This window comes from Sulfolobus islandicus Y.N.15.51 (assembly GCF_000022485.1).
GTDB classification, from domain to species: domain Archaea; phylum Thermoproteota; class Thermoprotei_A; order Sulfolobales; family Sulfolobaceae; genus Saccharolobus; species Saccharolobus islandicus.
Window position 1 is genome coordinate 1,510,746 of the sequence record NC_012623.1, and the last position, 21,625, is coordinate 1,532,370.

The following is a 21,625-nucleotide window of genomic DNA, read 5'->3' on the forward strand; positions in this document are numbered from 1 at the left end:
ATATAATTGACTTCTATTCTCAACTAGTTATAATATTGTTTTTCTATCACATTATATTTATTGAATTATTTGCATTCTGGACACTCTCTCAAGGCCGTGTTAGCAGCCAAGGGAATACCGTATAGTGAGATCGTAATGAATCGGGTTGCCGAGAGAATATCCAACAAACTCAAGGAATACAAGAGCCGCGAACTACCTCACGATCTCCTAGCCCTTTACATCGATGTGAAGATCGTAAAGGTCAGAATCAGCGAGTCGATCATGGAGAGAGCCATTTACATTGCCATAGGAGTTGACTTAGAAGGGAATAAGTTCGTCTTGGACTACGAAGTTAGGGATAGGGAGGACTTGGACGGTTGGAAGTCCTTCTTGAGCGGACTCGTAAGCAGGGGAGTCAGCAGGGTTGACGTAATCGTGAGCGATGACTTCTCTGGACTCGATCGCGTCGTGTCCACGCTCTTTCCCTCCTCTCAACACCAGCTCTGTATAACACACATGGTTAGGAACCTCATGAGGGTCCTCCCAGACAAGGAGGAACTAATGATTAGAGTTAGGGATCTAAAGTCCTCCAGGAACGTGGAGGAGGGAAGGAAGGCTATATTGTCCCTCAGCCAACTTGTCCAACCCTTTTCTCCAGCCCGAGCCAAGAGGCTTCTTGACGCTGCTGACAAGTATTGTTCCTTTCTCAACTTCCCCAGGGAGATTAGACACTACCTCTACACTAATAACACGTCGGAGAGTTTCAACTTGACCCTGGCTAGGTTTGAGGAGGAGCTCGGAGGTTACTTTCCCTCTCTTCGCTCCTTGGAGGTCTATCTCTACGTTTCGATCCATGAAAGTAATTCGCGTTGGAAGTTCAGGCCCATGTCGGTGATAAGGCATTACTCATATCATCTCAAACAACTCCACGCTTCAAGGTTCCAGGTGAGTCTTGATGAAGACTTTTAACCTTCTGCTTACATATTTTCTCACACAACTATACCCAGTAGCCCCGGGCTACTAATCTAGACCTATCCAAGAGGGAAGTGTTGGATTTGTACAATAAGGTAAGGGGTCCCATAGAGACCTCTTATAGGAACATTAAGGCTTTTCTTCCATTTACTAGTTCTACTAAGTTTGTTTTTCGCACGTTGATCTTCGTGCTGGCCCTTGTACTCTACTCCTTATATACCATATTCAAGGGGGAGGTGGGGAGAGAGGAGTTTAGATTATTATTAATTCTTTTATTTCCTGATTTATTCAATCCAGAGAATTTTACATTTAATATAATTGAAACACTTATTTACACTATAGATTTATTTTTAAGGAGGTGATTTTGGGTCTACCGGAACACTGGTGGGAATTACTCCAGGAAGAGAACAAGTATGCTAAGACCAAGTACAAGGCACCAAAGGAGTTCAACGACTTCCTAGCATTCCTACACTTATTCTTACCTTACAGAGCAATAGAAGGAGTACTAAGCACACTAGCAGAAATGAAGATAATACCGACAAGCCTAGATTAACAATATGGGAAAGGGTAAGAAACATGAATATTAATTTCCTTGAAGCGAGTGACGAACTTGAAGTAATAGCTGATGGTACTGGAATAAGCACAACAAGAGGAGGACAGTAGTAGCAAAGTGGGGCAAAAGGAGGGATTCAAAATTCCTTAAGATTGAAGTAGTTATGGAGAAAGACGAGTTCAAGATAGTAAGCGCTGAGGTGACGAGTAATGAGGCCGAATCTGCTTCAAATACTGTAAAGGACTTGAAGGAAAAGGGTAAGGAAGTTAAGAGGTTCTATGGCGATAAGGCTTATGATGGCAAGATTTATAATCTTGGCGTTGATGTTGTTGTTCCTCCTAGGAAAGACGCTTTAGGCGTGGTCATCCTGCTAGGCGTAAGGCTGTGCGCGAGTTCAAGAAGTTGGGTTATGAACGTTGGCGGGATGAGAAGGGTTATGGTAATAGGTGGTTGGTTGAATCCTTGTTCTCAGCGGTTAAGCGTACTTTTGGTGAGTCTGTTAGGGCTACGAGTTTTGCTGGTCAAGTTGTTGAGGCTAAGCTCAAGTTTTGGGCTTATGCTTGGATGATGTACATGGCCAACCTTGTTGTTGGTCGAGCTAAGGGCTTTGAGGTCAAGAAGTAGTATAGTAAATTATTTAGGAGAGATATTATTTTCTATAGAAAACATATTTTTACTGTATCATCCTATTGAAATATATTGAACGAACCCACAAAGCACCTTTGATGAAAAAATCTTTAACCCACTTTACGTAATACCCAATATATATGCCCGTAATAAGACTTGAAAATGTTACCAAGATTTATGAGGGGAATGTAAAGACTGTTGCGCTTAGAGATATAAACCTAAGTATTGATGAAGGAGAGTTTATTTCAATATTGGGACCTTCTGGTAGTGGAAAATCAACTCTCTTATCAATCTTAGGAATTTTGGATAGACCATCACAAGGGAAGGTATATATTTATGAAATGGACGTAACTAAGCTAAGCGATAACGAAATCTCAAAAATCAGAAATGAGTATATAGGCTTTGTATTTCAGAATTTTAATCTAATTCAGAGGCTTAGTGTACTACAAAACGTTGAATTACCACTAGTAGCCAGAGGAATACCAAAAAAGAAAAGGGAGGAGATAGCAATAAATTCTCTAAAACTAGTGGAATTAGACGGAGTAATAAACAAAAGACCGTCAGAACTTTCTGGGGGACAACAGCAAAGAGTAGCTATAGCTCGTGCATTAGCCCAAAATCCAAAGATCATATTAGCTGATGAACCTACTGGAAATTTAGATAGTATCAATGCAAAAATTGTAATGGACATATTCAAAAAGATTAATGAGGAGTTTAAAACTACGATAGCAGTAGGAACACATGATAGAGAAGTTGCGAGTTTTACAAGGAGAAAGATCTACATCAGAGATGGAAAGATAGTTGGTGAAGAAAGATGATAAAGAAGTTGATAATTGTCTTATTGTTACTTTCATTAATTCTCCCTATAATTCCAGTAAACTCACAGAGTACTGTTGTAATATCCAGTTGGGGATGGGGAACACCACAAAATCCAATAAGGGCACATCCAGCTTATAATGACACGCCATTTTATGTTATAGCCTCACAGCAAGTAGGGTATCAGATTGTTTACGCATATTTGATTCTCTCTGGAACACCAATAACCTCTGAAGGAGGAAGTAGCATAGCTTATGGTTCGGTGTCCTCATCATCTTTAACAACTTCGCAAATAACGTTCTTCCTCAATGTAAATGATAATGCTGAGCCGGGGACCTATAATGTACCATTAGTAGTAGTATACCAAAACGCAGTTACTGGTGCTGAAAGTCAGATAATTCAAGAAATAACTATACCCATTTATAACGTAGCCTTTCCAGTTTTGGATCAAGTATTTTGGGGAACTACACAACAACTAATATTTGCTCAGGTAGGAGAAGGCTTATTACCTCTTACCCTTAGCGTCTTTAATCCCACAACTGAACCTATGCTAAACGTAACCTTAAACGTATTCTTACCCAAGGGAATATTTTCCCAAACTGGTAGTAGAGAGTTAACAGTTACAATTCCAGCCTTACCCGCTGGAGAACCAATATTTGTATCTTCAATAGTGAACGTGAGTAATCTTGTTAAACCGGGAGTTTATACTCTTAATTATTCTTTTTCATTTACTAACTTTCTAGGATATTTCTATAAGCAATCCTCAAACAAGAGTATAAACATAACGATATATCCTCAAGCTAGAATTAACATTTACTCTGATCCCATACAGTCAACTCCAGATAATATAACTACACTCGTACTAGGAATTTCAACTAACGTTAGTAGCTTTATAATTAGTGTAAAGCCAGAATTACCCTCAAACTTCCTACCAATCTCCTCAAACTTTACGCCTATTTCTCTATCACCGGGAGAAAAGGTAATATACACTTTCAAGATTTACATACCTCAAGGAGTAATACCCTCAATATACCCTATACCAATAGAGATTAATTACACTGCATTGGATCAGAAACTAACAGTAGCTTATCTAACATATGCCAATATCTACTATAATGAAACTCCTAGGATAGTTGAGGCAATTTGGAATACTACGATAACGCCATTTCCCGGAATAGGAACAATTCCCTTAACATTGGTAATCTATAATCCATTGCCAATACCCATAACTGGTGTCAACATTACATATACATTTCCTAATGGCATATTTCCCTTGCAACCTTTCATTTTCTTACCCGGAATTCCTCAGTACTCTTCTATACCAATAACTATTCCAGTAGAAATAACTCCAAATAGCTCAGTAGGTGTACTTAATTTCACTTACAAGATTTCCTACAATCAAGATAAAACTGTGGATGGAGTGAATAATATTTACGTTTTACCTCCTGCTCCAGTGATAATTGAGGCCAATCAAACAGTAATAGGTAATGGAGAGTATGCCTTAGTACCAATTAAGGTTGTGAACCTTGGGGTGGAGTATGTTTATAACGTAAATCTAATAACCCTCACACAAGGCTTAGAGGTAATCACATCTGTAAATAACACAATTCCCTTCGTGAAGCCCAACTCATCAGTAACATTCTACTATACACTATACGCTCCACAAGGCTTACCACCAGCTGTGTATCCGCTAGTAATTAAATTGAGTTATACTTATTTTACCAACGAAATAGTGAGGACGTTTACAATTCCAGTTCTAGTTACTTCGTCACAATCGCCAATACTTATATCCTTTCTCAAAACCACAGTTTATTATAATACAAACAACACTGAAATCCTAGCAATTCAAAACCTAGCCAACTTTACGATATATAACATAAGGCTTGACTTAAATTACCCGTCACAAGAAATTTACCTCTCACAAAATCAGCTTTACATCCCATATCTTCCTTCTCACTTCATTTACACTGTCCCATTATATATTATACCACAAATTCCTCAAACAACGTCAATACCTATCGTAGTTACTCTGAATTATGTGTTAGGCCAGGGATCTCCACAGACCTATCAATATCAATTAAACTTACTCAGTACGGGATTCGTTAAAATGGAGATAACGCAAGTTTCCGCACAAATTGTAAACAATACAGTTGTAATTAACGGGTTATTAATAAATACTGGATCACAAAACGCACAATATGTTACAATATCCATTAATAACTATTCCTCAATTTATATTGGAAACGTACCCCCAAATAGTCCAACACCGTTCTCTTTTACTTTAGCGTTATCCCCGGGTTTATATAAGTTCAATATTACTGCAAATTACGAAAATGAGTTATATCAACCTAATATGACATTTTATACATTTTCTTACGTTGTATCTTATCCAACGTCAACTAATTCTCAAGATAAAATATCAATAACCTCAATATTATTGATAGCCGTGATAATAATTCTTATAATTATTATAATCTATTTGAGTCTTAGGGGGTTACGAAAATGAAGATCCTGGATTTTATATCTTATGCTTTAAACTCACTAAAGGAAAGGAAGGTTAGAGCAATACTTACCATCCTTGGAATAGTTGTTGGACCAGCTACAATAATCTCGATAAACTCCATGGTATTAGGTTATTCACATACAATAATTTCTCAAATATCGAATTTTCTCTCACCCTATGACATTATCGTGACGCCTACTGGAAGGGGATTGCCATTATCCCAATACCTCATACTCCAATTAGAGACTATCCTTGGGGTCAAAATGGTCATTCCATTTTATTCGTTTCCGGCGTTAATTAGAACACCCAATGGCTATGAAGGAGCAACTGTATTTGCAGTAAACATAAACCAACTTAAGATAGCGGCTCCGGCTATAAGTTTATCATCAGGTTATTTTCCAGGTGCAGAGGTTAGTTATGAAGCTTCAATAGGTTATCAATTGGGAAATCCGCAAGGTGGATATAGTCCAATAAGACCAAATCAAGTGATACAAACAATTATATTTTATAATGGGAATAATTTCAGTAAGACATTTTTAGTAACTGGAGTTTTGAACGAATATGGAAGTTTTCTCGGAGTTGATATAGATAAGTCAATAATAGTGCCTTTATCTTTCGGTCAGTCAATTTCGAGTTCTTATAGTGGAGCAATAATAATAGTAAACTCTTTAGGTGAAGTGAATGAAGTTGCAAATGAAATAAAACAGAAATTTGGAAATTCCTTAGATATTGTAGTGGCTGAGGAATTTATACAGCTAATAGATAACACTTTACAATCTCTTAACGGGTTGCTAGTATCTGCAGGGGCAACATCTTTCATAGTCTCGTTTATGGGCGTAACTACAACAATGTTTACAACAGTTGTGGAAAGAACTAAGGAGATAGGAATATTAAGAGCAATAGGTTTTACAAAGTTTGATGTACTCACAATGTTTTTAGTTGAGGCCAGTGTAATGGGATTTATAGGTAGTATAATAGGGCTAGCATTAGGTTCAGTAGTAGCATTAGTATTAACACAAGAGCATTTCGGATTGGGCTTTAGTTTTCTAAAGGGTCTTTCAGTATCGCCGATTTATTCTCCTACCTTTATGTTATTAGTGCTAATATTTTCTACAATGTTAAGTGTTATAGCAGCACTAGGACCAGCTTATAACGCATCTAGGCTAGATCCAAATAAGGCTTTGAGATACGAGTAGTTAGGAAAAAAGCTTACTAAAGATTCTCTCTAACTCCTTTATCTCATCTTCTGATAATTTGCTTAGAAAAGAAGATAAGACATTTAAGAAGATCTTCCTACTTTCCATTAATTTTTCTCTTCCCTTTTCGGTCAATTCAACATAAATTACTCTTCTATCACTTTCACTTCTTACCCTTCTAACAAGTTCTTTCTCTTCAAGTCTATCAATTATGCTTGTTAACCCTGCCTTTGTCAACATATATTTCTCAGCTATTCTGCTCATTGGGACTTTTCCTTCTTCCTCCAACGCGCACATTACCTTGAACTCAAAGTATGATAGTCCTATTTGCTCAAGAGCCTTATCTGTCTCCTTGTTTATCCTTCTAGTTAATCCAGTTATTAGATCCCAAACTTCTGAGTATTTTATAGCCAATATCACAGTTAGATATTTAACTTTATAAACAATAAAGTTTTTCCTCATTACAAAAACTCGCAAGCCTTATCTAAATTGTATTACATTCTTATTCTCAATTCCCTAAAATGAGAATTGTATCCTAATTTTGTGTGGAGAAGGTACTTATATATATATCTTTTGTAGATATTATAAATATGGAAAGTAAACTTATGAGAATGGAAGAGGCTGTGGAACTAGTGAAGAATGGAGATTCTGTGACAATAAGTGGTATAAGCATACATAGAAATCCTATGGCATTTATATATGCTTTAGTGAAGAGAGGAGTTAAAGATCTCTATTTTATAGATAGAGAGCCTGGCTTTGGTCTTGAGGTCTTGTTAAAATATGGATTGGTAAGGAAATTGAGAATAGCCATGTCTACTTTGGAATGGTTCTCAAGCATCCCAAGGCATTTTAGGAAAATGATCGAAGAAAGAGAGGTTGAAATGTTGGAAGATACTTGCGGTGCTTTCATTGCTGGGATAAGAGCGGGAAGCTTTGGTATACCATTTATGCCGGTTAAGGGAATAATAGGGTCTGATTTAGTTAAAATGCATGAAAGAGAAGGTACATGGAAAGTTATCGAGGATCCATTCAGTGGAGAGAAAATTGTGCTTGTGAAAGCTATCAACCCCGATGTTGCAATTATACATGTAAATAAGGCTGATGAAGAGGGAAATGCAGAGATTCTAGGTCCACTTTATGAAGATGAGTATAAAGCAAAAGCATCCAAAAAAGTCATAATAACTGCTGAGGAGATAGTTCCTAGATCCTACTTTTATGGTAGAAGGCCAACTATTAATGGGGAATATGTTACCGCTGTGGTTCATGCAATTAAGGGTGCAGAGCCAACTAGTATGTTCCCGTATTATGATGCAGATTATGAGAAAATCATAGAGTTTCTAGAGCACTTCTAAGGTTATAAGGATCCATATAATTGATGAATCTCAAATCTTCATTAGTCAGATCTATCAACCTTTCACTATCTTTTCTCTTTACCTCAAAGTCGGTATTCTCTACTACTTTCTCATATGAGCTAAATGGATAGATCGCTTCTAAGTACCATTTTCTATCCTCTCTATTATACGCTAAGACTCCCAAATTTGTCACTACGAATACTTTATTATTTGAAAACTTTGCTGTTCCAGTTATGAAGTCCACTTTTTTGACAAGAGATCGCTTAGAGTGTTTTAGGTTCCATAGTATTGCCTTTTTAGAAAGGGGTAGGATAAACGCTGTTGCTGCTCCACCGGGTAATTTAACTTTAGGATTATAGTAGTCATTTCCAATCATAGTTAAATTTACATTAGTTTCCTCGTCTATTTGGGCTGGACCTAAGAACATGACATCCAGTTTACCTTTCTGTGCAAAGTCAAATGCGTCAGCAGTAATTATAACTGGAGCTGCTTCAACGAAGAATGGATTTCCGGTAGATGGTGACAATAAAACTCTTGATGGATTTGAGGCTTCAGCTACTCCTATTATTCTTATCTTTTTTCCGTAAAGGTCCCTGGCCATGAAAGATGCAATTAGCGATGAGATTGAATTTAAGCCAATATATACTAATTCACCATCTTCTAATAATGTCGAAATAGCCTTAATGATGTAATCTACACTGTAACTTTTCATGAATAATTTTAAGTTTCTACGTGTTATTAAAGATATTGATGGTAAAGGTTTACAAAATAGGTGATTATTACATAGCTGGTGTAGAGCACGTAATTCAAGGATACTTACAAGATGTTGTTTTAGTTTATAAGAACAATAATAATTGGGTTAGCGTTAGTGCTGAGAGATTCAGGAGCAATGATCCTTCTATTAACAAAGTGAAAGAAGCGGTAAAGTACGCCACTCACGAGGAGGATCTAAAAAAGGCAGTAGAGGAGCTACGAAGTAGTGGTATCAAGATAGAGGAAGTCAAGGAAATACCATTCCCCAGAAAGTTTATTGAAGGGAGGAAGAAGATTCAAGAAGAGTTTGATTGATATGCAATGTAAGGAACCTTTACTCCTCATTAGATATGAGTGTTAAACTTACTTTTCTTCAGCGCTAATTTCAATAATTTATCGTCAATTTTTAGCCAATTTTTTAAACCAGTTATTGTATCATAATCAAATTTCTCTAACATATTCAATTCCCTAATTAACCTGCTCACTTTGTCAGCATTTGATTGGGTTGATATAATAGCCTCTTCTAGGTTATATCCTACAATGACTTTTAATAGTATCTCTATAATAGAATTTATTCTATCTGGGACTCCTACTGTAGAATTTCTTAACGAAATCTTGACTTGTGGTAACTCATCATATCCGTATTTTCTTGATAGTTCATAGGTCGCGTTCTTAAGTCTTCTTCCCTTATCAACTATCCCCCCAATTATGAAAAACTTAGTATTCCTTATTATCTCCTCATTTGCAATCGTGTCACCATAAGGGTTTAGCACAATGGCATTATCTTTAGGGATGTGATTAAGAATCTCTATTTTATTTCTACCCTCCAATTTGAAAGAATCTGGAGTATGAGCTAACTTCAGATTATAGTCAAACAAGTACTCCCTAATGGTTTTTATCGAAACTTGTATTTGTTGTTCTAGACTTGTTTTCTCCTCGTCTTGTAATAAGTCAATATTCCCTAAATCTATTATGAATTGCGGACTTTTCGGTATTATGTCACTGGGTATCTTTATCTCCCCATTTTTTAACAAAACGTAATCCGTAATTTCCTCTCCTCTTCCTTTTAGAATCTTTATCTTTTCTTCAACAGATGTAACCTTACCATAATCGCGTTTTTTAGATATTCCATAATCGTAAAGAAGCATGTTTATTGCAATTGATTGTAGATATCCGGTTTTGAATAGTTTTTTCATAGTAGAAATTTTTAATGTTTCTATTCCAAGAGTGTTTGTGAAATATCTTGCTAAAGCTTTACCTAAGATCATTGTCGCATCTTTCTAGTTATTTCTGATAAATCACTCTTACTATCATTACTCAACTTTTTAGTTTCCTCAATTAATTCTGGTCTTCTAGTTTCTTCGGCAACTCTCTTTAACTCATTAAGCACTTTGGTTGCATCTTTTCCAGCCTCTAAAGCTTCTGAGTATTCTCTTAGTAATCTATAGTATCTAATCTCCAGTATCACATCTCTATCCGCATGGCTTTCCACAAATTGCGGATTACCTCTTTGTAAAATAACGCTTTTTGTTACCGTCTTTCTTTGATTATCTATAGGGTCGATATAGTCTGCACTGAATGTAATCGTGTATGGTTCCTTTCCAGCAGGTATGACGAAACTTCCATAGACTGCAATTAGCTTTTCTACTATTGGTATTGTTATGGGAAGATCGTAATTAAAAGGCATAAAGCCTTGAGGAACTATTAAATTCAAATTATGTGCATATGTTGATGTGGTTCTTTGGCCCTCAAAAATATTAGGCAATTCAGATATATCTTTTATATGGTAAAATTTTCCTGATGATCTATCTGCTAATTTCTTTAAGATTCTTTCATTATAATTATTGCCTATTCCTATTGTAATTATTTGAGTGTTTGGTGGAATATCAAGTTTTTCATAATCCTTAACGTTCCTCTTATCAGTTGGTTTTCCGTCAGTTAGCATGATGATCTTAGTAGGTACTTGTGATTGTTTAGCTAGGTTAATGGTGAAGCTAACGGCTTCATGAAGCCTAGTGGTATATCCTTTACCTACGTCGAAAGTTATTATTCCTTTAGCTGGTCCTTGATACTTTATTTCAGGATGGTTAGAGAAGAGAATTAGTGTTACGTAGTTTCCCTCATTTAAATTATATAAAAGCTTTTGGGCTGATTGTACTGCAGTATTTAGCTTTTCACCACGCATTGATGGACTGTTATCAATCATTATGATATAGTGTATGCTACTTGTTACTGAACTTTGCTGAGGGGTTATGTAAATGACAAAGCCTACTTCAGTTGGTCTATCGCTATAAGCATAAGTATGTGATTGTTTAAGGTTAATAGCAATAGTCATATCTAAGATATTATAGTAGAAATTTTTAAGTACTATGACGCCTTTTATACAAACATGACATGGAAATGTCCAGTTTGCGGTTATGAAAATGCGGACGACTCTCTATTTTGCATCAAATGTGGTACTAAAAAACCAGAGCAACAAGCAGAGCAAGCTCCAGTACCTTCCGTTGAAAATCAAGCAAGTGGACAACAGTCAGTGGAGCAACAGTCAGCAGCTGAGCAACAACTTGTTCAACAATCTACAACATCAGAACAACAGCCAGTAGCCGAGCAACAGACACCTCAGCAAGTGGTAGTTGAACAGCCTAGTGAACCAAAACTTGAACAGCCTCAGCCAGCTGCAACTACTGTAAGTAAATATTATCTCCTTTTCATCAATACTCCTAATCCAGCATTTAATAAGACTAAATTACCCCTAGATTTCGATATATTTCCCTCAATATCCATAGGTAGAAGTCCAGAAAACGTAATAGTTATCCCAGATCCCGAGGTATCTAGAAAACACGCAATTATTAGTTTTGAGAACAACGAGTTGTACCTAGAGGATCTGAACAGCACTAATGGTACTTATATCTATGATGGAAAAGTATTTCAGCCAGTGAAGGGGAAGGTTAGGGTTCAGCCTAATTCAATTATAAAACTAGGTAATAATACTGTAGTGAGAATTGTGGGAGAATGATGAATTTAGATGAAGTTAAGAGCGTTGTGGGTAGTGCTGTTGAAATGTATAAATCCAAATACGATTCCCCATTTGCGGGAAATTTTGAAGTCAACGGTAACGTGATTTTTGTTGGAGATACTCACGGTGCAATTGACGTTACCAGTAAGGTTTTTTCCGATTTCGCTGATAACGCTGATTTAGTAGTGTTTTTGGGGGATTACGTTGATAGGGGAGAGGATCAATTGGGAAACTTACTCTTAATCTTACGTAAGATGGTAGAGAATCCTAATAAGTATATAGTATTGAGAGGGAATCACGAGAGTCCAATAACCAATGAGTATTATGGATTTAAGGAGGAGGTTAAGGAAAAATTGGGGGAAGAAAACTACGAAATGTTTATTGAGCTTTTCTCCTATATGCCCTATGCTGCTGCAGTTAATGGGTATTTTTGCGTTCATGGAGGTTTGCCAATGGGTTTAGAGAAAATTGAGGAGATTAAGAAATTACCCAGACCAGACGTAAATCCAGATAACCCGATAGCCTTTCAATTATTGTGGAACGATCCGAGAGAAGGAATTGACGATTTAGACTTCTTACCTAGTATAAGGGGGGAGGGAATATATTTCTTTGGAAAACGTGTCGTTGATAATTTCTTGGAGAATAATTCTTTAAAAGGTATAATAAGAGGGCATGAAGTAGCAGATGGTTTTAGGACTGACATGAGTGGTAAAGTAATTACGGTTTTTTCCAGTAGGTATCATCACATGAGGGCTGGAATTTTAGTTATGAGAAAAGAGGGGAGATTTGATTACGCGTATGTTTAGGTGATGTGATGTGACTCTTTCATTAAGAGTAGATACAAGTCATAAGTACTCATTTAGCGGAGATGTTAGGTACATTTTCAAGGTATTATTAGTTCCAGAGAAATTGGGTTCAGCTACGGGCTTCCATTACATTGTGGCCCTTGATACTAGTGGGTCCATGACTGGATATAAAATAGAGTTAGCTAAACAAGGTGCCATAGAGCTATTTAAGAGAATACCTAAGGGTAATAAGGTTTCCTTCATAACTTTCTCATCAAATGTGAACGTGATTAAGGAATTCGTTGACCCTCTAGACTTAACCAATGAGATACTACAGATAGCTGCAGGAGGGCAAACTGCACTTTACACAGCTATCTTAACTGCAAATAGTTTAGCAAAGAAGTATCAAATGCCAACTTACCTATTACTGCTAACTGATGGTAACCCAACTGATGAGACGAATGTGGGGAACTATCTAAAGTTACCTTATTTCGAAAAAATGCAAGTGTATTCCTTCGGAATTGGAGATGATTACAATGAACAATTGTTACAGAATATTAGCGATAAGACAAGTGGAGTAATGTATCATATTTCAGATGCTAATGAGATACCTCAAAAGCTTCCTCAAAAGGCTGTAACGCAAATAGCTGCAAAGAACGTTACAGTTGATATAGCTGCTGAGGGTAATGTGAAACTTTTGAATTACGCTACAACACCCGTAAAAGTGAATGGTATAGAAAATGTTATCAAAATCTTTGGAGAAACCATTTTACCAGCCAATTATGAGGGTAGCTTCTTAACTGTGAAAGTCAATTATGAGGATCCAGTAACCAATAAACTTGAATCGTTACTGCAAGTTGTTCAAGTTAAGAGGGCGCAGGATCAAAACACCTTTGTATCTGGTATAAATAATGATGTGATAAATGAATATAGGTATTACGAACTGTTGGATAAGTACGCTAAGCAAGTTCAAGCTGAACAATTGATTGAGGCTACGAAAACTCTTAATCAACTAAATGAAATAGCCCAACAGACTAGGAGGATAGACTTCATGGAGACTACTAGAAGGTTGTCAGAGGGATTAGAGACCACTAAAAGGATAGGTACTGTTGAACAGACTAAAAGGCTATCAAAAGAAGTTACTAGTGAGGTTACTAGAAAGCTTAGGGAATGATGGCAGCGTAATCTACGTCTAAAACCTTTATATCATTTCTTTCCTTATATTCAATCCCATCAACAATTGTAGGTATATTAGAGACTTTAACATAATAATTTTCTTTTAAATAATCTATTAATTTGTCCATCAATTCCTTTTTATTGGACGCTATGATTGGTACGTCATTTAAAATTAACATTCGATAGAGTCTTTCATTCTTTATTCCAAGAAAATGCAGTTTTGTCATCAATCCACTCATTTCTCCTATGACCTTTTTGTAGGCTTTTAGTGCTATCAGTACTTTATCACTACCTTTAAGTGAATACAAGTTATCAGTACTTTTAATTATCTTTACAGTATATTTGTAATTAGGATAGAAGTTAAAACCAATTTTTGGAGGATCAAATATTATGAGCTTTCGCAGAACGTTATTATTTAAATCATATGATACATATGCTGGAAATTCCTCCGCCAAGGAATCCACGAACTCATACCTAGTTATTATGTGACTAGTTTCAGTTGAAATTATAGATGAAATGTCAATTCCATTTAATTTCATATGTATATCTCATCTTAGTAATATTTAATTATTTCTTATTTAACGTTGATCACACTAAACAAAAAGCTAATTTGTCATTATATATTTTCCTAGAAGATTGAATAGTTTTTAATCAATGACGACATTTACTTTATAGAATATCTTGACTATAATCCTATTAAATCAACTTATTTTGTTGAATACAATCTATTAAATAATTAGCAACTTCCTTAGCTTTATTTACTAGTGAAGAGTACATGTAAATGCTTTTTTTGTTTAGCTCATCCTCATCCAATACTATTATTTCTGAATCTCTAATTGCAATATCAATTTCCAAATCTAAGTACCTTATTTTCCCTTTAAGTAATTCTGGTGGTGTTGATATATTAATATAGATTCCCTTTAACGAGTTATCTATACCACTATAATACCTATGAATCTGATACCACTTATCAGAATTGTACTCTACAATATCATAGTCGCCATTCTCTATTCTTTTTCCTATACCATCCAGAACTCCATTACCGTTAATCTCACGCCTAAGAGTGATTCTATATCCGTCATTATTAACTTCCTTCTCAATTACTTTCCCACCTCTTAGGTAGATCGCTTTTCCATCAGCCTTAATGTGCTCAATCTTCATGAAATCGGAAATTAGTGCTTCTAATAATTTAACTGGAGAACCTTCCTTATCCTTTTCTAAGGAGTCCACTTCCCTATTATAACTTAACTTTAACAAATGATGGTACTTAACAGTGTTAACTATGCTCTTTCTGACTTCATCTAAATGCAGTTTATCCGGTAATGAAAGGGTTATTAAATAGAAATCCTCTCCTTGATCTCTAAACTCCCTATTTTCATACCTCAATACTAATCTCTCTAGATCTTCCTTTAATTCGTTTAGTGTTGCATATTTTGCATTACTTCTCCACTTTACGTTATATCCTTTTCTATTAAGAGGTGAACTTAAGGTTAGTAGCCTCAGTGTTTACCCATGGCGTAACTTATCCTTACTTTTAATTACTTCTAATTCCGCCATGGGCACCCCTCCTAAGGGATCATACACAGTCACCCTTAAATCATTGGGCTGGTCGAGGGAAACACCACTACCCTCCCATCCACACTTTTATCACTCCCCAAACCTCGTGAGTAGTACCCGTCATCAGTTAGGGGGATCATCAATATAAAATACATTGTAATACTATATAAGCATTACTTAATCAAAACGATATTTAGAAGTAATTAAAAATAACGAGTAGTTACGTAGAAGTGTTACAGTCTTTCCTCCTCATTGTTGATATGCTCAGAAAAAGTAGTTACTCCCTTCCCTCTCCATACCATTGCGTACTTACTTACAGCCTTAGTCTCACTTAATACTATTTTTCCATCATAAGGCGGTTTTATAACGATTCCCTCTTCTAGGCATGGTTCTACTTTAAAGTTACCGTAGGTGCAACTTTCGTCTGCTTCTATTACCGAGTATAGTTTGATAGGACTTTTCCAGTGGAATGAGTACTTAAATACATCATGTAGGTCCTCCTCAATAGTTCCATTTCCCATCACGATAATCTTGCCTCTATCATACTCAAAATCCTTTATGGTAATGTCTGCTGGTAAATTATTTACTTCCCGCATAAATCGCTCAGCTATCTCCACAGATTGTTGTACAATTTCATACGAAAGAGAAGAAAAAATTGACGTTAACGCTGTAGCATAAATCCCCCTTATTCTAACTCTTCCTTTCATTTTCTAAGAATTTCTCGAGCACATAATTTAATATTCCTCCTTTCTTGACATATGTTAGTTCAACGTTGTTATCTATTCTTGCAATTCCCTTGGTAGTTATTTTCTCCCCATTAGATTTCACAAACTCTATGACTAATTCTTTCTTAGGTTTAAGATCCTTAATACCCTTTATGTTAATAGTCTCATCTCCCTTTATTCCTAGACTTCTCCAGTCTTGAATTTGTATAGGTATTACACCCATAGCTACTAAGTTACTCCTATGTATCCTCTCAAAACTCTCAGCTAAAACTGCCTTAACTCCTAACAATTTGGTCACCTTTGCTGCCCAATCTCTTGAACTTCCACTTCCATACTGTTTACCTGCTACTATCACTAGAGGAACTCCCTCCTTTTTATACTGCATTGCCACTTCATAGACACTAGCAATCCTTCTATCTGGGAAGTGAACAGTATATCCTCCTTCTTTTTCCACTAATAGATTCTTCATCTTAGGATTGAAAAATCCCCCTCTTAACATTACCTCATGGTTACCTCTTCTAGCACCATAGGTATTTAGATCACTTACACCAAATTGCTTTAAGTATAATCCTGCAGGTGAGTCAGGGGTAATTGGACCAGCTGGCGAAATGTGATCAGTAGTTATCTTATCTCCCAGTAACAATAGTATTCTAGCGTTAACTATATCATCTAACTCCTCCTGCTTTTCTTCAGTGTACCATGGGGGTAGTCTTATGTAGGTTGACTTCTCATCCCAACTGTATACATCTCCTTGTGGGGTCTTTAATGAGTTCCACAATTCATTTCCTTCAAAGATATTGGAATTCTTCTTGTACAGTTCTGGCTTTAAGGCCATATTCATGTAGGCTTTTATCTCTTTTAAGGAAGGCCAGATATCCCTTAAATACACTGGTTTTCCATTGGGATCGTATCCTATAGGCTCATTGTAGAAGTCTATATCAATTCTTCCCGCTAACGCATAAGCAACTACTAAGATTGGAGAGGCTAGAAAAGTACCCTTTAATAATGGGTTTATTCTGCCTTCAAAATTCCTATTTCCACTAATTACCCCATATGTTTCGATACCATTTTCCTTAATGTCCTCCTCTACATGCTTTGGTAAAGGCCCTGCATTACCTATACACGTTGTACATCCGAAACCAACTAAGTGAAAACCTAAGGCCTCTAAATATGGTAATAATTCGGTTTCCCTTAAGTATTCAGCTACTACTGGTGATCCGGGAGCAGTACTCGTTTTAATGTAAGTAGGTACTCTTAATCCCATTTCAACAGCCTTTTTAGCTAAGATACCAGCACCTAACATTACAGTTGGATTAGAAGTGTTTGTACAACTAGTAATTGCAGCCAAGACCACAGCGTTGTCCTCTACATATTTGCCCTTTTTCTTCTTCTCCTTACTTAGTTTTCCTTTAACTTCTCTTAAAACTATTCTCTCATCAGGATTTCTAGGTCCCGCTATTGCTGGTTCTATCTTACTTAAATCCACTTCTACTACATCCGTATACCTTATCTTCCTAGAATCGTCATAGAATAAATCTTGTAGTTGGGAATATTTCTTAACGAATTCTCCATCTCTATTTGTAAGTTCAAGATAGCTTACGGTTACATCATCAATCGGGAAGTACGCTGCTGTTGCACCGTACTCTGGTGTCATGTTAGCTATAGTAGCCCTATCTGGTACAGAAAGTAGCGATAAAGATGGTCCGAAGAATTCCACGAATTTACTTACCACGTTCTTTTTCCTTAATAACTCCGTAATGTAAAGAACAACATCAGTGGGAGTTACTCCTTCTTGAATCTCTCCAGATAATCTTACACCTATTACCTCTGGTACATTAAGGTAGTATGGCTCTCCTAAAAGTACAGCCTCTGCTTCTAATCCACCAACTCCCCATCCTAGGATTCCCAGACCTTCAATCATTGTAGTGTGCGAATCTGTTCCAATAATTACCTCTGGAAATGCAGTTAACAAACCCTTTACTTCAGCCTTTGTGACTACAGTACTTAAGTATTCTAGGTTTACTTGATGGATAATCCCTTTACCTGGAGGCACAATTCTTAAGTTCCTAAATGCCCCTTGAGCCCATTTTAAAAATTGATATCTTTCCAAATTTCTTTCAAATTCTTTTTTCATATTGAACTCTAGTGAGTAAACTGTACCGTAATAGTCCACCTGTACCGAATGATCTATGACTAGGTCTGCCGGAACTACTGGGTTGATCATCTTGGGATCTTTCTTCAGTTGAATCATCTTCTCTCTCATTGCTGCTAAATCAACTAATAGGGGAACTCCAGTGTAGTCTTGCATTACAACTCTAGTTGGCATAAAAGCCAATTCTTCTCCTACCTTCCATTTAGTTATATTCTCAAGGTCTTCTTCTGTTATCTTATTTCCATCTAAATTTCTGTAAACGTTTTCAATAAGGATTCTTATTGAATAGGGTAGATCACTTATTTTATAACCTTTTTCTTCCAATTCTTTTAAAGGATAATAATATATTTCTGAACCTTTGTATGAAAATTTACTTGGCATATATAAACATACTCACTCCGAGCAAAAAAATTAGTTTATAAAAAAGACTGTCAGTGATAAAGATATTTGCAACACAAAGTAGTATTGTATGTGAGTGAGATTTTAGAGATCTGCAAAAAAGTTAAACTACTAGCATATTTCGGATCTTATACAAGGCAAGAGGATTTCGTAGAAGGTATCTCAGATATAAACGTTTTCGCTATAACTGAGGATAAATATTTAATGCTTGAGCTTGCAAGTTTAGGCTACTCACCTATTGTACTTTCTGAAAAGAACCTCATAGATCTATGCGAGAAAGGTGATCCAATTTGTTATTATCTACTTTATGATTCTAACGTAGTCTGTGGGCAATTCCCTGAGAACGTTAAATTCAATTTGAATAACTTTACTTGTGAAAGGATAAGAAAATCCATTTTTTCCTTCTTATCATCAGCAGTGTCAGGATTTTTAAGACAAGATGAAATTTCCGCTGTTTCAAATTCCTTTAAGGCATTTAGAAGTGTAATACAATGGAGATCATGCGTTAATCTAAAAACAATTCCGTTAGGGAATAATGAATTAAAGAATAGATGCAAGGAATTAAACCTTTCAGTCTGTAACGAGTTTTCAGATATAGTGCTTGTTAGGCGAATGAAAGCTCCGTTATCACTTTGGAGTTTAGATAGGATAGTTGAGGCTATCTGTAGTGAGATCAAAATCAATTGCGTGAAACCATCTAAAGTATTGGAATTAGTTAAGAATCTCATGCAAGTTACATATAAAGAAGATGGTACAGTTATAGCAAAGGATAGTCTAGGTAGGGAAACTAAGATGCCATAAAATTTTTATTGTAAAATAATATTATAGTAATAGATGAGCGAAGAAATTAACCGTGATATGGAAAGAGCAGAAGAATATGAACAAACAACCACTAGGGTTTCTGCATTAGGTCAAAATAAGTTTGAATTGAGTACCGGTCTCATAATTGCTGCTAGATACGCTGATAAGTTAAGGAGAGTCGCATTGGTTGCATTTAGCAAGATAGCACCTAAGGAAGTTATTATTAGAGATGTGAGTGAGCTAAATAAACAACTATATGCCAAAATTGTGGAGGAGATGAAGCTAGGTAAATTGGATGTTATTAGAATATCAGTAGATGCTGAATATGATAATCAAAATAAAAAATTAATTTTCAGTAATTTGCGAATATTGAGGTACATTACTGAAGAGCAATGTGCAGAGAAGTATAAAGATGTCGTTAGTGAGAATGAAAAACTGAAAGAAGAAATTTCAGAATTAAGGAAAAAATTAGAGGATATATTATCCCTTTTAAAGTAGAAATTACCCTTTTATTATCCCTATTATGAATCCTATAATGAATGTTATTGAGGTATATGGAATTATAGATTTCAAGTTCTCAGTGCTTGAAATTACGGAAGGCAATTTTGCCGATAATGTATGTAAGAAGTTTATCACATCTTGAGGCGTAATGTAGCCAACTGCGATCAGTATTATAACGATAGCAAGCAATATGAGTCCTATTTGTATGATCTTTTTCACAAGAAAACCTATTAGCAACCCTAACAAAAACGCTATAACGATTGAAATTATTCCGCTCGTAGTTAATACTGGTAACATGCTAAGTATATTATGTAATCAAACTTATAACTTTGTATGGATTAGGATGAAATATGAAAGTTGTAAAGTATAATTTGAAGGCTAAGATTGAGAGAGCTGGAAAAGAACCTATAACAATAGAGAAGAAATTTAGAAAATTGGTCAATGCAAGAAGGTTTATAGATGAACTAGTAGGAGAAGCTCAAGTAAAGTGCACCCCATTGAGTAAGTCTGAAACTTTAATGACTAAGCAGTGTGAAGGTGATCAAGTAAAGTACTTCTTCGAAATTAGTATAGAGAGAATTAAAAAGCCAAAGAAGGAGGAAACTAAGAAGGAAGAGAAGAAGCAACAGCAGCAAGGAACTACTTCTCAATCGCCATAATGTACTCTAGTTTCCCTTAACCATTTTCTAAAGCATGATTTAGAACAAAATAGATAAGCCCTGTTTTTATGTACTAAGATAAATTCGGCATACTCTACCTCCTTCCCACACTGGCTACAAACACCAAAGTTAGGAATAGATAAAATTTGTCTTATAGACTTGAATTCAGCCATATAAAAATGTTTGATTGAAAAAGTTTAAATGACTATTTCTAATGCAGTGTGTTTTTGCAATGCGTCCTTTACTGTACCTGCAAGTTTTTCTAGATCTGCTTCTAATTTCTTGTATAACCTCTCTTTTTCTACCCAATATATGTAATTTGGTCTCCCTTTCCTTTCCTCTTTTTCAGCTGGAGCCTTTTCCCTCTGTATTAAACCTTTGTCAAGTAAGTTATTCAAAGCTTTACTTATAGAAGCTTTAGTCACGTTTAATTTTTGAGATAGGTCGTCAGTGGTCATCTTTCCATTTTGCAATAATATGTGTAGTACCTCTACATCGCTTTTAGATAGACCATACATGAAGGCTACGAAGTCATGTATATCTACTTCTCTTCCATCGGGGAACCTAACTTTTTCAGCCATTTCTTTTTCACCATATATCTATTTAGCTTACTTACTTAAAAAAGTCGTGTATATCCAAATATACATTTGTCCATAAATATATATAAGTGTATTTCAATTATCTTCTCCAAGATTTTCTTATTATGATAAACACTGTTAATAGTTAATTATAAAGGCTAATAATAAATGCTGTTAAATGTTTCTGCGGAGAGATAATATATATGCGTTACTCCACATTTTGTGAAGATGGATATGTTAATGTAGTTCCAGCTTTGAAGGTTATGTTAGTAATGAGCTTACTGAGTAAGGGTTTATCACTACGTGAGGCATGTAAATCTGTTAATATGTCAATAACCGCATATGAGAGGCATAAGAAAGATAGTATGGATAAAATTCAGAAAATTAGAGAAGATAGAGAGATTAGTAATATGATCAATTCTTTATCTACTAGAATAATAAATAAAGAGAAGATAGACCCAACGATGTTCTGTCTAGTTTGTAGTAAGTCACGAAGGTTATTTAACTTACCAGTATGTTTTTAAG

At 35.7% G+C, this 21,625-nt stretch carries 20 protein-coding genes and 6 pseudogenes; 15 read left to right on the forward strand and 11 right to left on the reverse strand.

All coding sequences use genetic code 11. From position 1 onward, the window contains the following. Positions 1-87: 87 nt before the first annotated feature. The 6 genes and pseudogenes from YN1551_RS08405 to YN1551_RS08430 form a co-directional block, all read left to right on the forward strand. A pseudogene (locus YN1551_RS08405) lies at positions 88-948 on the forward strand (IS256-like element ISC1332 family transposase); the annotation flags it as partial. A gap of 44 nt (positions 949-992) precedes the next feature. Continuing rightward, positions 993-1,313: pseudogene (locus YN1551_RS08410) on the forward strand (ISH3 family transposase); the annotation flags it as partial. A gap of 14 nt (positions 1,314-1,327) precedes the next feature. Then, positions 1,328-2,128: pseudogene (locus YN1551_RS08415) on the forward strand (transposase); the annotation flags it as partial. 143 nt (positions 2,129-2,271) lie between these two features. Beyond that, positions 2,272-2,949 (forward strand): ABC transporter ATP-binding protein, encoded by a 678-nt coding sequence (locus YN1551_RS08420; protein ID WP_012717544.1) that lies wholly within the window; start codon positions 2,272-2,274, stop codon positions 2,947-2,949. Beyond that, positions 2,946-5,453 (forward strand): COG1361 S-layer family protein, encoded by a 2,508-nt coding sequence (locus tag YN1551_RS08425; protein ID WP_012717545.1) that lies wholly within the window; start codon positions 2,946-2,948, stop codon positions 5,451-5,453. Before YN1551_RS08420 ends, YN1551_RS08425 begins: the two co-directional genes overlap by 4 nt. After that, positions 5,450-6,646, forward strand: a complete 1,197-nt coding sequence (locus YN1551_RS08430) for an ABC transporter permease (protein WP_012713588.1) — start codon at positions 5,450-5,452, stop codon at positions 6,644-6,646. Before YN1551_RS08425 ends, YN1551_RS08430 begins: the two co-directional genes overlap by 4 nt. Here the strand turns inward: YN1551_RS08430 and YN1551_RS08435 are convergent, their stop codons facing one another. After that, positions 6,647-7,108, reverse strand: coding sequence for a MarR family winged helix-turn-helix transcriptional regulator (locus tag YN1551_RS08435; protein ID WP_012716080.1), 462 nt, complete (start codon positions 7,106-7,108; stop codon positions 6,647-6,649). It lies immediately after the preceding gene. Between the two features lie 128 nt (positions 7,109-7,236). Between YN1551_RS08435 and YN1551_RS08440 the strand changes: the two genes are divergently transcribed. Beyond that, complete coding sequence (locus tag YN1551_RS08440; RefSeq protein ID WP_048052451.1) at positions 7,237-7,998, forward strand: CoA transferase subunit A; 762 nt, start codon at positions 7,237-7,239, stop codon at positions 7,996-7,998. Here YN1551_RS08440 and YN1551_RS08445 read toward each other — a convergent pair. Further along, positions 7,973-8,710 (reverse strand): CoA-transferase subunit beta, encoded by a 738-nt coding sequence (locus tag YN1551_RS08445; RefSeq protein ID WP_012716078.1) that lies wholly within the window; start codon positions 8,708-8,710, stop codon positions 7,973-7,975. The genes YN1551_RS08440 and YN1551_RS08445 overlap by 26 nt on opposite strands. Before the next feature lie 38 nt (positions 8,711-8,748). Here YN1551_RS08445 and YN1551_RS08450 point away from each other — a divergent pair, with 38 nt between their 5' ends. Then, the gene (locus YN1551_RS08450) at positions 8,749-9,066 is read left to right on the forward strand and encodes a hypothetical protein (RefSeq protein WP_012713584.1); all 318 of its coding nucleotides are present in this window, start codon (positions 8,749-8,751) and stop codon (positions 9,064-9,066) included. A 29-nt stretch (positions 9,067-9,095) separates the two neighbouring features. On the opposite strand, the gene trm10 is transcribed toward YN1551_RS08450, so the two are convergent. Both trm10 and YN1551_RS08460 read right to left on the reverse strand, forming a co-directional pair. Beyond that, positions 9,096-10,019 carry a tRNA (adenine(9)-N1)-methyltransferase Trm10 gene (gene trm10 / locus YN1551_RS08455; protein WP_012716077.1) on the reverse strand — a complete coding sequence of 308 codons (924 nt, stop codon included), beginning with the start codon at positions 10,017-10,019 and terminating at the stop codon, positions 9,096-9,098. After that, on the reverse strand, positions 10,016-11,086 hold the full coding sequence (locus YN1551_RS08460; RefSeq protein ID WP_012717547.1) for a VWA domain-containing protein: 1,071 nt from the start codon (positions 11,084-11,086) through the stop codon (positions 10,016-10,018). Before YN1551_RS08460 ends, trm10 begins: the two co-directional genes overlap by 4 nt. A 54-nt stretch (positions 11,087-11,140) precedes the next feature. Here YN1551_RS08460 and YN1551_RS08465 point away from each other — a divergent pair, with 54 nt between their 5' ends. The 3 genes from YN1551_RS08465 to YN1551_RS08475 are packed head-to-tail and all read left to right on the forward strand — an operon-like array spanning position 11,141 to position 13,726. Then, positions 11,141-11,767 carry an FHA domain-containing protein gene (locus YN1551_RS08465; protein WP_012717548.1) on the forward strand — a complete coding sequence of 209 codons (627 nt, stop codon included), beginning with the start codon at positions 11,141-11,143 and terminating at the stop codon, positions 11,765-11,767. Then, positions 11,767-12,573 (forward strand): metallophosphoesterase, encoded by an 807-nt coding sequence (locus YN1551_RS08470; RefSeq protein WP_012717549.1) that lies wholly within the window; start codon positions 11,767-11,769, stop codon positions 12,571-12,573. The genes YN1551_RS08465 and YN1551_RS08470 overlap by 1 nt, the downstream gene beginning before the upstream one ends. Positions 12,574-12,583: 10 nt before the next feature. Next, positions 12,584-13,726 carry a vWA domain-containing protein gene (locus YN1551_RS08475; RefSeq protein ID WP_012713579.1) on the forward strand — a complete coding sequence of 381 codons (1,143 nt, stop codon included), beginning with the start codon at positions 12,584-12,586 and terminating at the stop codon, positions 13,724-13,726. Here YN1551_RS08475 and YN1551_RS08480 read toward each other — a convergent pair. The 5 genes and pseudogenes from YN1551_RS08480 to acnA form a co-directional block, all read right to left on the reverse strand. Beyond that, positions 13,716-14,267: a hypothetical protein gene (locus YN1551_RS08480; RefSeq protein ID WP_012713578.1), complete on the reverse strand. Its 552-nt coding sequence runs from the start codon at positions 14,265-14,267 to the stop codon at positions 13,716-13,718. The two genes, YN1551_RS08475 and YN1551_RS08480, sit on opposite strands and share 11 nt — an antisense overlap. A gap of 157 nt (positions 14,268-14,424) precedes the next feature. Next, a pseudogene (locus YN1551_RS08485) lies at positions 14,425-15,231 on the reverse strand (DUF402 domain-containing protein); the annotation flags it as partial. Between the two features lie 3 nt (positions 15,232-15,234). Beyond that, positions 15,235-15,425, reverse strand: a pseudogene (locus tag YN1551_RS15890) (hypothetical protein). 96 nt (positions 15,426-15,521) lie between these two features. After that, a pseudogene (locus YN1551_RS08490) lies at positions 15,522-15,992 on the reverse strand (DUF402 domain-containing protein); the annotation flags it as partial. Next, positions 15,976-18,543, reverse strand: a complete 2,568-nt coding sequence (gene acnA / locus YN1551_RS08495; protein WP_012716073.1) for an aconitate hydratase AcnA — start codon at positions 18,541-18,543, stop codon at positions 15,976-15,978. The pseudogene YN1551_RS08490 and the gene acnA, both read right to left, overlap by 17 nt. 66 nt (positions 18,544-18,609) lie before the next feature. On the opposite strand from acnA, the gene YN1551_RS08500 reads away from it, so the two are divergent. Both YN1551_RS08500 and YN1551_RS08505 read left to right on the forward strand, forming a co-directional pair. Further along, positions 18,610-19,362 (forward strand): hypothetical protein, encoded by a 753-nt coding sequence (locus tag YN1551_RS08500; RefSeq protein WP_012717550.1) that lies wholly within the window; start codon positions 18,610-18,612, stop codon positions 19,360-19,362. 33 nt (positions 19,363-19,395) lie between these two features. Continuing rightward, positions 19,396-19,860 (forward strand): DUF2258 domain-containing protein, encoded by a 465-nt coding sequence (locus YN1551_RS08505; protein WP_012713574.1) that lies wholly within the window; start codon positions 19,396-19,398, stop codon positions 19,858-19,860. Positions 19,861-19,863: 3 nt separating this feature from the next. On the opposite strand, the gene YN1551_RS08510 is transcribed toward YN1551_RS08505, so the two are convergent. Then, entirely contained in the window at positions 19,864-20,160 is a 297-nt protein-coding gene (locus YN1551_RS08510) for a hypothetical protein (protein WP_012713573.1), read from the reverse strand. Positions 20,161-20,213: 53 nt separating this feature from the next. Here YN1551_RS08510 and YN1551_RS08515 point away from each other — a divergent pair, with 53 nt between their 5' ends. Next, positions 20,214-20,522 (forward strand): hypothetical protein, encoded by a 309-nt coding sequence (locus YN1551_RS08515; RefSeq protein ID WP_012713572.1) that lies wholly within the window; start codon positions 20,214-20,216, stop codon positions 20,520-20,522. 197 nt (positions 20,523-20,719) lie between these two features. Here the strand turns inward: YN1551_RS08515 and YN1551_RS08520 are convergent, their stop codons facing one another. Further along, a complete protein-coding gene (locus YN1551_RS08520; RefSeq protein WP_012716070.1) occupies positions 20,720-21,103 on the reverse strand; it encodes a helix-turn-helix domain-containing protein in 384 nt (127 codons plus the stop codon). A 200-nt stretch (positions 21,104-21,303) separates the two neighbouring features. Here YN1551_RS08520 and YN1551_RS08525 point away from each other — a divergent pair, with 200 nt between their 5' ends. Beyond that, positions 21,304-21,624 (forward strand): hypothetical protein, encoded by a 321-nt coding sequence (locus tag YN1551_RS08525; RefSeq protein WP_012713570.1) that lies wholly within the window; start codon positions 21,304-21,306, stop codon positions 21,622-21,624. Position 21,625 lies beyond the last annotated feature (1 nt).

Bases quoted from the DNA above. Each gene is read 5' to 3' on its own strand.
- YN1551_RS08420 (WP_012717544.1), top strand. From the start codon at position 2,272: ATGCCCGTAATAAGACTTGAAAATGTTACCAAGATTTATGAGGGGAAT.
- YN1551_RS08460 (WP_012717547.1), bottom strand. From the start codon at position 11,086: ATGACTATTGCTATTAACCTTAAACAATCACATACTTATGCTTATAGC.
- YN1551_RS08470 (WP_012717549.1), top strand. From the start codon at position 11,767: ATGAATTTAGATGAAGTTAAGAGCGTTGTGGGTAGTGCTGTTGAAATG.
- YN1551_RS08425 (WP_012717545.1), top strand. From the start codon at position 2,946: ATGATAAAGAAGTTGATAATTGTCTTATTGTTACTTTCATTAATTCTC.
- YN1551_RS08435 (WP_012716080.1), bottom strand. From the start codon at position 7,108: ATGAGGAAAAACTTTATTGTTTATAAAGTTAAATATCTAACTGTGATA.
- YN1551_RS08450 (WP_012713584.1), top strand. From the start codon at position 8,749: ATGGTAAAGGTTTACAAAATAGGTGATTATTACATAGCTGGTGTAGAG.
- YN1551_RS08465 (WP_012717548.1), top strand. From the start codon at position 11,141: ATGACATGGAAATGTCCAGTTTGCGGTTATGAAAATGCGGACGACTCT.
- acnA (WP_012716073.1), bottom strand. From the start codon at position 18,543: ATGCCAAGTAAATTTTCATACAAAGGTTCAGAAATATATTATTATCCT.
- YN1551_RS08480 (WP_012713578.1), bottom strand. From the start codon at position 14,267: ATGAAATTAAATGGAATTGACATTTCATCTATAATTTCAACTGAAACT.
- YN1551_RS08525 (WP_012713570.1), top strand. From the start codon at position 21,304: ATGCGTTACTCCACATTTTGTGAAGATGGATATGTTAATGTAGTTCCA.
- YN1551_RS08445 (WP_012716078.1), bottom strand. From the start codon at position 8,710: ATGAAAAGTTACAGTGTAGATTACATCATTAAGGCTATTTCGACATTA.
- YN1551_RS08430 (WP_012713588.1), top strand. From the start codon at position 5,450: ATGAAGATCCTGGATTTTATATCTTATGCTTTAAACTCACTAAAGGAA.
- YN1551_RS08440 (WP_048052451.1), top strand. From the start codon at position 7,237: ATGGAAAGTAAACTTATGAGAATGGAAGAGGCTGTGGAACTAGTGAAG.
- YN1551_RS08515 (WP_012713572.1), top strand. From the start codon at position 20,214: ATGAAAGTTGTAAAGTATAATTTGAAGGCTAAGATTGAGAGAGCTGGA.
- YN1551_RS08510 (WP_012713573.1), bottom strand. From the start codon at position 20,160: ATGTTACCAGTATTAACTACGAGCGGAATAATTTCAATCGTTATAGCG.
- trm10 (WP_012716077.1), bottom strand. From the start codon at position 10,019: ATGATCTTAGGTAAAGCTTTAGCAAGATATTTCACAAACACTCTTGGA.
- YN1551_RS08505 (WP_012713574.1), top strand. From the start codon at position 19,396: ATGAGCGAAGAAATTAACCGTGATATGGAAAGAGCAGAAGAATATGAA.
- YN1551_RS08520 (WP_012716070.1), bottom strand. From the start codon at position 21,103: ATGGCTGAAAAAGTTAGGTTCCCCGATGGAAGAGAAGTAGATATACAT.